Genomic DNA, 11,493 nt, shown 5'->3' on the forward strand with positions numbered 1-11,493 from the left:
TAAAAAGTTCCAGATACTTAATTGTACATGAGAACTATTCCGATTATACATTATACTCAAAACAACCTATACCAATTTTGGTGCACCTTGACCTGTATTCTATTAATAATGTTTGGATTGGAGGAATAGCTATGGCAATTGCAAGTTTTTCTAAGTTTACTCAATATAAAGATAAAATAAGAGCCCTACCTCAACACTATGAGGAGCAAGACATTCGGACTGAAGAATTCCTACTCGATAGAGACGAAAAGAAAAACCTTGAAATTTACTATGCTCCTTTTGAGTACGTAAATGAGAATGCAAAAGTTGTAATTCTTGGAATTACTCCAGGATTTCATCAGATGAAGAAGTCATATTCAACGATTATAAACCCTGATTATTACAATCTAAGTGACGAACAACTTCTTCATCAGGTGAAAAAGAATTCTAGCTTTGAGGGCCCAATGAGGAAGAACCTTATTCAAATGCTTGATGAACTCAACTTACATTCATATTTGGAACTTAATTCTACTAGTGAATTATTTTCAACAGCGAGCCATCTTGTTCAAACAGCGTCGGTCATTACATACCCTGTATTTTATCAAGGGAAAAATTATAGTGGCTCCACGCCTAAAATGTTAAAAAATGAGTTGTTAAAAAAGTACATAATGGAAGGATTTGCTAAGGAGTCGGAGAACTTCCAGGACTCACTTTATATACCTTTAGGAGTCAATGTTTCAGAAGTACTAGATTATCTTGCGGAAAATAATTATATTTCAGGGGACTCAATTCTGCGTGGTTTCCCTCATCCGTCAGGTGGTAATGGGCACAGACACAAACAATTTGCCGCTAATAAGGAGCAAATGAAAGTGAAGATAAAGGAATACTTCAAGTAATAACATGTACAAAAGTTGTGCATTATTGTTATGATGAAGGAAAAGGGATTTACTGGGAGAGATTACGGAAATGGAAAAAGTGATAAGGAAGTCAGCAATTTATGGATTGGCAATAGGGTTATCTTTAGCAATCTTATTTGTTGATTATAAAGAAGTCGAACAATTAGGTGAAGGTAGTACCTTAACTAGCTACAAGAATCCTTTTGAATACATAGTATCTTTACTTCGGTTTAGTGTTATAGGCATGTTCGTTGGCTTGTTTATTGGATGGAATATCGAAGGCAGGAAAAAGGAAGAAAAGCATGCAAAAACATATTATATTCCAGTCTTTTTCGCTATTTTTATACTCGCCGTAATTACACAATTTATTTTAGGCTGGTAAATTGAGAGAAAGCTATCTTCGAGGTAGCTTTTTCTTTTTGATGGACTTGCTATTAAAAACAAAAAAATATCAAGTATTACTATTTTTTTGTTTGAACAGTATAATCAGGGATGGGAGTTGAGAGATATGAATAAAAAAGACATCGGCCATTTCCGAAAACAATTTAAGTTAAATAATGATAATTTAACCATTCAAGAAATATTTAATGTATACGTTCAAAAGGAGTCTGATGAGATTTATCATCATGTCAGCCTACCATTTCAAATGCTTGAACAAGAAGCACAGGAACTATTTTTAACAAACTTTAAAAAGGTGTTAACTGGTCAGTTAGATGCCAAATTATTTGATTTAAAGTTTAGACGTGATGTAGAGGACAGCACACAAACAGTACTTTATCGAGGGTTACAAGCTCATACAACCGACGATTGGAAAGAAGATATGCTGCAAATCGTCGGCAAAATGTTTGCTCATACCCAATATGAATTTGATACGATGGTAACATTCATTCGTGGGGAATACCGAACCCCGATTCGTAAACGGGATGCAGAGTCTGAAGAAGGCGGCAATGATGAGGTATATTCTAACGAGTTCATTCTTTGCAGCTTAAATAAAACAAATCCTCAAAAGAAAGCATTAGTATTTGATTATGTTCAAAAGGAATTCCGATCAAATAATTCAGTGGACCCTATCATTAATTTGGATTCACCGCTATCAGGCTTCCTGTTTCCTTCCTTTGTAAATAACTATTCAAATGTAAACAATATTTTGTATTACGCAGGGAAAGTAAATCAGCCTGACATCACATTTATTGCAGATGTCCTTACCTGTGAAGACATTATAACGATTGAGGAAGACAAAGAGAGTTTTGAACAAATACTAGTGAATGTCATAGGTGACGAAGTTGACACAAGAATTATTTCCAATGTGTATGAGGAAATCGATAAGATTGTACAGGAGAATGAAGAAAATAAAGAAGACGAGCCACCAAAGTTAGATTACAAAGACATCGAACGTATCTTAACAGTTAGTGGAGTTGAAAATGTAGATACCGCAAAAGTAGAGCATGCGTTTAAAGATGTAATCGCTGATGAAAGACACGAATTCAAAGCAAGTAATTTAGTTCCTAAATCGATTAAAATTAATACAAAGGTTGCAAATGTCTCCATCAAACCGAGTGATTTGAAAAATGTAAAGTATATCATGTACCAAGGAAAACGGTGCTTATTGTTAGAAATAGATGAAGATGTAAATATTGAAGGATTTAAACTAGAGGCGGAAACGCTGTAATATGTTGAAGTTGGTTCTCTACGGGACCAGCTTTTTTTGTAGAAAAACAGAGTAATTCTGGAGAGAATTACTCTGTTGCTGTTTCTAGTTTTTCATTAACATTGCTGCTTGATCCCAAATCATCCGTTCGGTAGCGTTCGGATCGTTTTCAACCTTGCTTTCAACATTGAAGATCATTGTTGAGCGGTTTTGTGTTTCATACGCTGGCCATTCTACTGATGCATCGGCACTTGGATTGCCATATCGAGCAAAGTTAATCCAGGCTTTATGCATTTGATTGGCAACAAGCTGACGTTCAGTCCCTTGACCAGTAAATCTTTCTGTATTTTCCTTGTCTAAGTTATTCCACACAAATGGTATCTCTAACGCGTGTGCCGATTTTAACGCGCCATTAAACACTGAAGTTTCCCAATCAAAGCGATACATCCATACCGGAGCACCTTGTGCAACTTGCATATCTGCTAATTGTAGGGCAGGGTATGTAAAAATGCTAACTGTTACTAGCTTGTTAAATAGCTCTTGAGTTAATGGCTTACCTTGTGCGAAAAAGCTTTTAATCGCTGGTAAAAGTGGTCCAAATGTTTTTTCATATAATGCGTGTATTTTGTCGTCGTCTGCATCTTTCCATTCAGGATCAAACACTGTGAAGAGATTGTATTCATCTTTATTCGTTCCAATTAGGATTGAAATATCCTTAGCAGCACCAGCTTTAATAGCTTCTTGCGGATGTTGTGGTAGGGATACTCCATCAATTATTGGTCCTAAACTCATCATTGGAGCGAGTGAAGAAACATGAATTAGTTTTTCAACAGGTATTTCTTCTAATTTTGAGAGATTACCAGGGTCAACATCTAATGCCTCTAAAAGTTTACTTGCAACATGTGTAGCCTTTTCAGCTGAATGAACATTTGCTGCAGCACCACTTTGCAGAATTGCCTTGTGAAATAATCCTTTAGCTGAAGGGAAGCCCAGCAATACGCCGATACTCATTGCTCCTGCCGACTCTCCAAATACCGTAACATTATTTGGGTCTCCACCAAATGCAGCAATATTTTCTTGCACCCAATGCAGTGCTGCCACCTGATCTTGAATCCCACAGTTGCTTGAAGTAGCATACTCTTCGCCACCAATTTCACCAAGATGCAAGAAGCCAAAAATACCAAGGCGGTAATTGATTGTTACAACCACAACATCACCCTGAGCAGCAAAAGAAGCACCGTCATACCAGCTACTTGAACCAGACCCTGCAATAAAGGCACCGCCATGGATCCAGACCATAACAGGTCGTTTTTTATCATCTGCAGCAGGCGACCATACATTTAGATATAAGCAATCCTCACTCATATTTGAAATATCATTTCCTAAAAACTCCATGATATCTCGCTGCGCTTGTGGTGCAACAGGACCAAAAGAAGTTGCATCACGTACTTCCTCCCAGGACTCTGGTAGTTCAGGTGCTCGGAAACGAAGAGAACCTACTGGTGGTTTCGCATAAGGTATACCTTTCCATACAGATAAACCGTCAACCTGGGCACCTTGCACTTTTCCGTAAGCGGTTTCAACAGTTAAGTTAGACATTGATATTCTCCTTTCAATATAAGAACTATACGTTAGAAAAATCTGTCTATGTTGTTATTTAATTGTATTCGTGATAAGGGACAAGTTTTCCTGTTTTATCCAGAAATAACGAAAAGCCCACCTGAAAGTGGTGGGCAAAAGTAGTTATTCTTGAATTTTAATAGCAATCTTTCCAAATTGTTCAGCTTCGTCAATTCGTTTTAGAGCCTGTTCTGCTTCTTGAAGTAGAAACACCTTGTCAATGACTGGCTTTATTTTATGTTCATTAACAAACTGAAGCATCTCCTCAAATTCTTCACCACTACCTAGTGTTGAACCAAGCAATGTGTATTGTCCATAAAAGAAGTTTCGTAGATTAAAATTCACTTCATCTCCAGCAGAGGCACCAAAGGTAACCATTTTCCCACCTTTTCGGAGCTGGTTGAGGGACTTATCAAAGGTCGCAGCACCAACGGTCTCAATTACTACATCCACTTTTTCACCATTCAAAGCTTCATTCCAATCACCGTTACTATCAATTGCTACATCTGCGCCTAATTCTAATGCGCGTTCCAGTTTATGGGCAGAGCGGGACGTAACAATAACACGTGCCCCAATGGCTTTTGCGAAAAGTAATAGAAAAGTAACAGCACCGCCGCCTATACCTGGTAAAAGAATTGTGTCAGTAGATTTTACATTTCCTCGCGTGAATAACGCACGGTAAGCCGTTAGCGCAGCAAGTGATAACACACCAGCTTCTTCCCAGTTGAGGTGGGGAGGTTTAGGACCAACATTATCAGCAGAAATCGTAATTTTTTCAGCAAATGTGCCATGATCGGGAAGTCCTAATATCTCATGCCCCTCTGGTGGTGCGTCACTATTTTCCTTCCAACCAAGAGAAGGATTTATTACAACCTCATCTCCAACAGAAACTCCTTCAACACCAGGACCCACTTCTTCAATAACTCCAGCACCATCTGACCCAATTATTAGAGGTGGCTCGTCTTCTTTATGTCTATGTAAAACAAACAAATCTCGGTGGTTTAATCCAGCAGCATATAGTTTAACTTTTACTTCTCCATGTTTAGGAGCAGTTTCTTCCATGTCTGTATAAGAAGTTCCAGCTATATCAGGAACTTTGTAATGAATGAACGCCTTCATTTGATTCCCTCCTCAATAATATGTTGATAGTTTTATTGTAATGGGTATCGTCCGAAAATTACAACTAATTGGTGTTGGGGAAGGTGGAAAAAAGGTGAGGTTGAGTGATGTTTGAGGATTTGGGCTATAAGTAGACTGTTTATGAATTTATTCTAATTACCCTTAGATATGTCCTGTTAGGATCGATATTTGTCTCATGTTTCGGGGAATATGTCCTGTGAAGACCGATATTTGTCTCATGTTTCGGAGAATATGTCCTGTGAAGATCGATATTTGTCTCATGTTTCGGAAAATATGTCCCATTCGAACGGATAAATGTCCCATTGTATCAAAAATATGTCCCAAAGATGAAAGCCTTACCTTATAAAATACCTCCACCAAACATTTCCACCCGTACTCAAAATCATCTATACTTAAATTAAAAAGGACAGATTATCCATGCAGAAAAAGCTACGTGATTATGGTATACAAATTGGTAATCTAGAAACAGGGACATTAAATAAAATAACGGATGTACCTGGTGTGAAGGTAGGCCACTCAACAATATCAAGCGGGGATATCCAAACTGGGGTAACTGTGATTCTTCCGCACACAGGAAATCTTTTTAACAATAAAGTTGTTGGAGCTTCATATGCTATGAATGGGTTTGGTAAATCAATTGGAACGTTACAAGTTAATGAGCTTGGCACGATTGAAACACCCATTCTGTTAACAAATACATTGAGTGTTGGGGAATGTGCAACTCATCTAATCGATTATATGCTTGAGCAAAATGAGCATATTGGGAGAACCACTGGTACGGTGAACACTGTTATTGGGGAGTGCAATGATATGTTTTTAAATGATATTCGCACTCAGTCGATTAAAAAGGAGCATGTACTTGATGCGCTACATAATGCAGACGTTAATTTTGAAGAGGGGAGTATTGGTGCAGGTAGGGGAATGAAGTGTTTTGGGTTAAAAGGAGGAATCGGTTCTTCGTCAAGGATACTAAGTTATCCACATGGGACCTATACAATGGGAGTTTTAGTGCTCTCTAACTTTGGAGAACTTGATCAGTTTCGCATGAATGGAATTCAGATGGGGCCACTTTTAAAGCAAAAACTAACTTCAATTAGTCCTGAAGGTGATAAGGGTTCAATTATGATAATCATTGGCACTGATTTGCCTGTTACCTCTCGTCAATTGCAGCGAATCATCAAAAGAGCGGGAGTCGGACTAAGTAGAACCGGTTCGTTTATTGGAAATGGAAGCGGAGATGTTTTCATTGGATTTTCCACTGCTAATCCTATCCCACATGATAAACAAGATACTCTTTTATCTATAAAAGTAATTCATGAAGAGGATATTGATCAAGCTTTTCTTGCAGTTGCTGATGCAACAGAGGAAGCGATATTAAATTCAATGTTGACGGCTAAAACAACGGTTGGTAGAGAGGGAAACGTTCTGTTTTCGTTGGCCGATTTTATTGAGGAAATTAAAATGGAAAGGTAGGGGGAATATACGATGAAAAAACCAATTATAGGTGTTACATCACATGTCGAGTTAGATTATAAGCATAGTCTTTCGAACGATTATGTTCAGGCTGTCATACAGGCGGGAGGAATACCGGTAGTTTTACCGATTGGGTTAGATAATGATGTGGAGCAAATTGTTGAGAAAATTGACGGCCTTGTTGTTACAGGTGGAGGCGACATTGATCCAACATTGTTTGGTGAGGAGCCGCATCCTAAGCTTGGCACAATTTCACCTGGTAGAGATAGCTTTGAGATAGCGATTATTCAGAAAGTGCTTCAAGTTGATAAGCCAATACTTGCGATTTGTCGGGGTATCCAAATTTTAAATATTGCGGTTGGAGGAGATATGTACCAGGATATCTATACACAAATAAATAATCAGTTACTCCAGCATTCTCAAAAAGCAACTCGATATCATCTTGCTCATTTCGTTAAAACTACCGAAAATAGCTTACTAGCTGAAATTGTTGGGGAAGAGCAATTTAAGGTGAATACGTATCATCACCAGGCGGTCAGAAATGTACCTGAGCCTCTTATCGTATCCGGAGTTGCATCTGATGGGGTTATAGAGGCAATCGAAAGTACTGCACATAAATTCGTGGTTGGAGTTCAGTGGCATCCAGAGGCGCTAGCGGTTAATGGGAACGAACCGGCTAAACGTATTTTTACAAGATTAGTAGAAAGCTGTTAAAAAAGGAGATAAGCCCATAGTAGGGTTTATCTCCTTTGGTTTATCTCCAGTATTCCAAATACTCATAGTTATCCGTTGGTACTTTTTTAATTACCTCATCATCCTCATTACGGTAAACCTCATACTCGCGGTAAGTTTCAACTGTATTCCCAGCAATCACTTCTTTATCGACTAACTCCATTTCTAGAGTTGGGATTAGTCCTTCAAGAGCTTCATCTTCTTCAACAGGCGCATTAACTTCCTCGTTTGCAGGCAAATCAGAAACAACTATGGCATTTTTATAATGGATTACATCGTCAGACTCGATTACTCCAATAACAAATATGATAAACAGTAAACCTAATAGAGCAACGAATTTTTCCAAAGTGGTACACTCCTTTACACGAACACTAACTCTCTATAAATCTATATGCAAGTGTTACCGAAATAGGACAACTATTCGTAGAACAAATGTCGTTTAATGATACAGGTCCCTGTATCCCATCTTTTTTAAAATGTGCTTGTGAAAATTGCTGACATCTTATAAGATAGAGAGGATATTTCGAGTTTCGAAGTTTTGTTTTTTAACTAAAAATGGGACAACGGACCTGTCCCCATGTCCCAATGGGGTAACGGGCTGATGTTCCAAAATCAGAAGGTGCTAGCATGAAAAATGAGACTGTATCGATGAAGACCTTGTTGTTGTTTTTTATTCCGTTAGGGTTTTCGGCAAGTCTTGTGACATTATCCCATTTAATTATTAACAGTACTCTAGCCCGGGGGGCTCATTCGGAGGTTATTATTGCGACTTATGCGATTGCAATGAGTCTGCACACAATTACAGAGCGATTAGCGGTTATTCTCCGTCAAACCTGCTCAACCATGGTGCGAGATAGAGAGTCATTCCAAAAAATGAAGCTGTTTTCATATTATACAATTGGTATTATTGTGGCTTTTACAACCGTAATTGCGTTTACACCTATAGGAGATTTTATCTTTTTAAAAATATTTGGAGCAAATAAAGATATTGTTCCTCAAGTAAAAGCTACCTATCAAATTGCTATGTATGTGACGATCTTTTCAGGGCTTCGTTGTTTGTATCATGGAATCATTATTTATAATCGTCAAACAAAATGGCTGACAATTGGGATGCTAATTCGCCTGGCTGTTATGTATGTTGTTTCATTGATGTTTATAAATACAGGAACGATTACTGCAAAAACAGGGGCTTACATTTTCCTAATTGGTATGATGGTTGAATTTGTAATGAGCTTTATAGAAGCAAGATCTCTCGTGAAAAAAATGCCGGAAAAAAGCTCTGAGCAGATTAACTCAAAATCACAAATTTTCCGTTTTTATAGTCCATTGATGCTTTCCTCCATTGTGACTGTACTGATTGGACCTGTGATTAATATCTACTTAGGTAAAACAGATAATATCGAGTTAGCCATTGCTAGTTATACAATTGCATTCAGTATTACCCAGTTAGCAATTAGTTATCTTTCATATACACATCAAATCGTTATTAACTTTTACAAGGGCCATGAATCAATGGTAAAACGATTTACGCTCTTTATTAGCTTCTTACCAGTTGTTGTCCTTTCAATCATCTGTTATACAAGTGCAGGGACCTTCTTCCTTGAAAGGATGATGGGGGTTAGTGGGCGTTTGTTTGATGCAACGTTAGAAGCGTTACAAATCTTTATGATTTTAGCAATTGTGTTCCCATTTGTTGACTATTTAAATGGCTTATTAATGCTTCAACGCCAAACAAAAGTGACCATATTTTCACAGTCTACGAATCTAGTAATTACGTTTATTATTTTGTTCATTGGTGTAAAGGTGTCTGTAAGTTGGAATGGAGTAATTGGTGCATTTGCCCAATCAATCGGATTGCTTGCGGAATTACTAGTGTTAACAGCCATCTTAAACTATTCAAAAATTAGAGGTAAAGTAGGGAAATTGTTGAGGTTGAGCAGGGCACATTGAGTGAAGATTACTTTATATGAGCGGATAAAGCGGATTTTTTACATTCGCTTTTTTTTTATGGAAAATTAATATTGGAAAATCTTATCATAGGTGGTAAAATTAAATAAACTGGTTAGTCGGTTTATAAAAAGGGGGAAGAGTTATGAAGTTTAAAGATTTTACATATGAAAGGCCTTCGATTGAAAATGTAAAAGCGCAAATGAAACAATTAATAAAATCATTTCAAGAAGCTGCCAATGCAGAACAACAAATAAGTACAATTAAAAAAATAAATAAGTTTCGAGAAGAATATGATTCCGCTCAAATGATTGCTCATATTCGGCACACGTTAGATACTACAGACCCTTTTTATGAGAAAGAATACGAGTTTTTTAATACCTTTGGTCCAGAATACGAAAATGTAGAAGCTGATTATTATCGGGCTTTGGTAGAAACGCCTTTTAAAGCAGAATTAGAAAAACGATTTGGTAAGCAACTGTTTCATATTGCGGAATCAAAGGTAAAGACGATTTCCGAAGTTGTGATGGACCTGCTTGCAGAGGAGAACCGCTTAACAAGTAATTATCAGAAATTAATTGCAAATGCTAAGGTTTTATTTGAGGGGGAAGAAAAATCGTTAGCACAGATTGATAAATATATTATCAGCAACTCAAGTCGAACTGTTAGGAAACAGGCCACTGAAGCAAAATATGAATTCTTTTCAAAAAATCAAGAAGAATTCGATAAGCTATTCGATGACCTGGTTAAGGTTAGAACTAGAATTGCAAAGGAACTTGGGTTTAGCAATTTCACTGAATTAGCTTACCTTCGTTGGAATCGCTCTGATTGGGATGCAGAAGCAGCACGGGTATTCCGAGAAAACGTGCTGACTCATATTGTTCCACTTGCATCTAAGATTGTAGAAAACCATGGGAAAAGAATCGGAGTAGAAAACGTAAAGATTTACGATGAAAAGGTACAGTTTCTCGAAGGAAACCCTATACCAAAAGGTGACCCAGAATGGATCATCGAACAAGGAAGGAAATTGTACAGTGAATTATCTTTAGAAACAAAACGCTTTTATGACGAAATGACAGAACGTGAATTATTCGATTTAGTTCACAAACCTGGTAAAGCATACACTGGCTACTGCACCTTCTTATGGAAGCAAAAAGCCCCTTATGTGTTTGCTAATTTCAATGGAACTTCTAACGATATTAGGGTCCTTGTACATGAGGTAGGGCATGCTTTCCAGGCGTATAATGCATTACAAGTTCAAGAGCAGCCTGAATATTTCTTCCCAACCATGGAGGCCTCCGAAATTTTTTCGATGAGCATGGAGTTTTTCGTGTATCCTTGGTTGGATTACTTTTTTAAAGAGGATGCAGAAAAACATAAGTTTGTTCATTTAGCTGACAGTATCGTGAAAATGCCAAGACTATGTGCAGGTGATGAGTTTCAACATGAAGTCTATGCGAACCCTGACTTAACACCAGAGGAAAGACGACAATTGTGGTCTGAAATAGAGAAAAAATATTTGCCTTATCGAGATCATGATGGGATACCTTACTTGGTTGAAGGAGGCATTTGGCAAGAAGTCATCCATATCTACGAAGTACCATTTTATCTATTAGATTATGTGCTCGCACAGGTTTGTGCTCTTGAATTTTGGCGTATGTCAAATGAGAATTTTGAAAAAGCATGGGAAACATATGTCAGGCTTTGTAAAATAGGAGGAAGTAAATCCTTCCTAGAACTTCTTAAGGAAGGGAACTTACAATCACCTTTTGAAGAAAAAACATTCGTGGCACTCGAAAAATTTGTAGGTTCACAATTGGAAAAGATGGAGCAATCATTATAGAAATGGGACATGTGAAGTCCCATTGGAGATGGAAGTTTAGTAACTATTAAGAGTTACAAACCCAAAATCTATGTTATACTTGAATTGTTTAAAAATTTAATCAAAGTAAGGGGAGCTTGCACCTGCAGGCTGAGAGTAAGCGAAATGTAGCTTAGACCCGTGAACCTGATTTGGATAATGCCAACGTAGGGAGTTTATTTAGTATGTGTATACAT

10 protein-coding genes and 1 riboswitch are annotated in these 11,493 nt (G+C 37.5%); of the genes, 7 read left to right on the top strand and 3 right to left on the bottom strand.

Annotated features, from left to right (window positions below; genetic code table 11):
- Positions 1-131 precede the first annotated feature (131 nt).
- The 3 genes from AB3M96_RS04185 to AB3M96_RS04195 all read left to right on the top strand — a co-directional run bounded on the left by AB3M96_RS04185 (position 132) and on the right by AB3M96_RS04195 (position 2,544).
- Positions 132-875 carry a hypothetical protein gene (locus AB3M96_RS04185; RefSeq protein WP_412966317.1) on the top strand — a complete coding sequence of 248 codons (744 nt, stop codon included), beginning with the start codon at positions 132-134 and terminating at the stop codon, positions 873-875.
- 70 nt (positions 876-945) lie between these two features.
- Positions 946-1,257 (top strand): hypothetical protein, encoded by a 312-nt coding sequence (locus AB3M96_RS04190; protein WP_412966318.1) that lies wholly within the window; start codon positions 946-948, stop codon positions 1,255-1,257.
- A 126-nt stretch (positions 1,258-1,383) separates the two neighbouring features.
- Positions 1,384-2,544 (top strand): DUF4317 domain-containing protein, encoded by a 1,161-nt coding sequence (locus AB3M96_RS04195; protein WP_412966319.1) that lies wholly within the window; start codon positions 1,384-1,386, stop codon positions 2,542-2,544.
- 84 nt (positions 2,545-2,628) lie between these two features.
- Here AB3M96_RS04195 and AB3M96_RS04200 read toward each other — a convergent pair whose 3' ends face one another.
- Complete coding sequence (locus tag AB3M96_RS04200; RefSeq protein WP_412966320.1) at positions 2,629-4,122, bottom strand: carboxylesterase/lipase family protein; 1,494 nt, start codon at positions 4,120-4,122, stop codon at positions 2,629-2,631.
- 144 nt (positions 4,123-4,266) lie between these two features.
- Complete coding sequence (locus AB3M96_RS04205) at positions 4,267-5,262, bottom strand: zinc-binding dehydrogenase (RefSeq protein ID WP_412966321.1); 996 nt, start codon at positions 5,260-5,262, stop codon at positions 4,267-4,269.
- Positions 5,263-5,700: 438 nt separating this feature from the next.
- On the opposite strand from AB3M96_RS04205, the gene AB3M96_RS04210 reads away from it, so the two are divergent.
- On the top strand, positions 5,701-6,756 hold the full coding sequence (locus AB3M96_RS04210; protein WP_412966322.1) for a DmpA family aminopeptidase: 1,056 nt from the start codon (positions 5,701-5,703) through the stop codon (positions 6,754-6,756).
- A 12-nt stretch (positions 6,757-6,768) separates the two neighbouring features.
- A complete protein-coding gene (locus tag AB3M96_RS04215; protein WP_412966323.1) occupies positions 6,769-7,470 on the top strand; it encodes a gamma-glutamyl-gamma-aminobutyrate hydrolase family protein in 702 nt (233 codons plus the stop codon).
- A 40-nt stretch (positions 7,471-7,510) separates the two neighbouring features.
- Here AB3M96_RS04215 and AB3M96_RS04220 read toward each other — a convergent pair whose 3' ends face one another.
- Entirely contained in the window at positions 7,511-7,834 is a 324-nt protein-coding gene (locus AB3M96_RS04220) for a hypothetical protein (RefSeq protein ID WP_412966324.1), read from the bottom strand.
- A gap of 281 nt (positions 7,835-8,115) precedes the next feature.
- On the opposite strand from AB3M96_RS04220, the gene AB3M96_RS04225 reads away from it, so the two are divergent.
- Both AB3M96_RS04225 and AB3M96_RS04230 read left to right on the top strand, forming a co-directional pair.
- Positions 8,116-9,438, top strand: a complete 1,323-nt coding sequence (locus AB3M96_RS04225; protein WP_412966325.1) for a multi antimicrobial extrusion protein MatE — start codon at positions 8,116-8,118, stop codon at positions 9,436-9,438.
- Positions 9,439-9,580: 142 nt separating this feature from the next.
- On the top strand, positions 9,581-11,278 hold the full coding sequence (locus tag AB3M96_RS04230) for a M3 family oligoendopeptidase (RefSeq protein ID WP_412966326.1): 1,698 nt from the start codon (positions 9,581-9,583) through the stop codon (positions 11,276-11,278).
- Positions 11,279-11,376: 98 nt separating this feature from the next.
- Positions 11,377-11,488, top strand: a riboswitch (TPP riboswitch).
- Positions 11,489-11,493: the final 5 nt, after the last annotated feature.

It is taken from the genome of Ferdinandcohnia jepli (assembly GCF_047246645.1).
Taxonomy (GTDB): domain Bacteria; phylum Bacillota; class Bacilli; order Bacillales; family Bacillaceae_L; genus Ferdinandcohnia.

Excerpts from the sequence above, each read along its gene's own strand:
- AB3M96_RS04185 (WP_412966317.1), top strand. The coding sequence starts at position 132 with ATGGCAATTGCAAGTTTTTCTAAGTTTACTCAATATAAAGATAAAATA.
- AB3M96_RS04190 (WP_412966318.1), top strand. The coding sequence starts at position 946 with ATGGAAAAAGTGATAAGGAAGTCAGCAATTTATGGATTGGCAATAGGG.
- AB3M96_RS04195 (WP_412966319.1), top strand. The coding sequence starts at position 1,384 with ATGAATAAAAAAGACATCGGCCATTTCCGAAAACAATTTAAGTTAAAT.
- AB3M96_RS04200 (WP_412966320.1), bottom strand. The coding sequence starts at position 4,122 with ATGTCTAACTTAACTGTTGAAACCGCTTACGGAAAAGTGCAAGGTGCC.
- AB3M96_RS04205 (WP_412966321.1), bottom strand. The coding sequence starts at position 5,262 with ATGAAGGCGTTCATTCATTACAAAGTTCCTGATATAGCTGGAACTTCT.
- AB3M96_RS04210 (WP_412966322.1), top strand. The coding sequence starts at position 5,701 with ATGCAGAAAAAGCTACGTGATTATGGTATACAAATTGGTAATCTAGAA.
- AB3M96_RS04215 (WP_412966323.1), top strand. The coding sequence starts at position 6,769 with ATGAAAAAACCAATTATAGGTGTTACATCACATGTCGAGTTAGATTAT.
- AB3M96_RS04225 (WP_412966325.1), top strand. The coding sequence starts at position 8,116 with ATGAAAAATGAGACTGTATCGATGAAGACCTTGTTGTTGTTTTTTATT.
- AB3M96_RS04230 (WP_412966326.1), top strand. The coding sequence starts at position 9,581 with ATGAAGTTTAAAGATTTTACATATGAAAGGCCTTCGATTGAAAATGTA.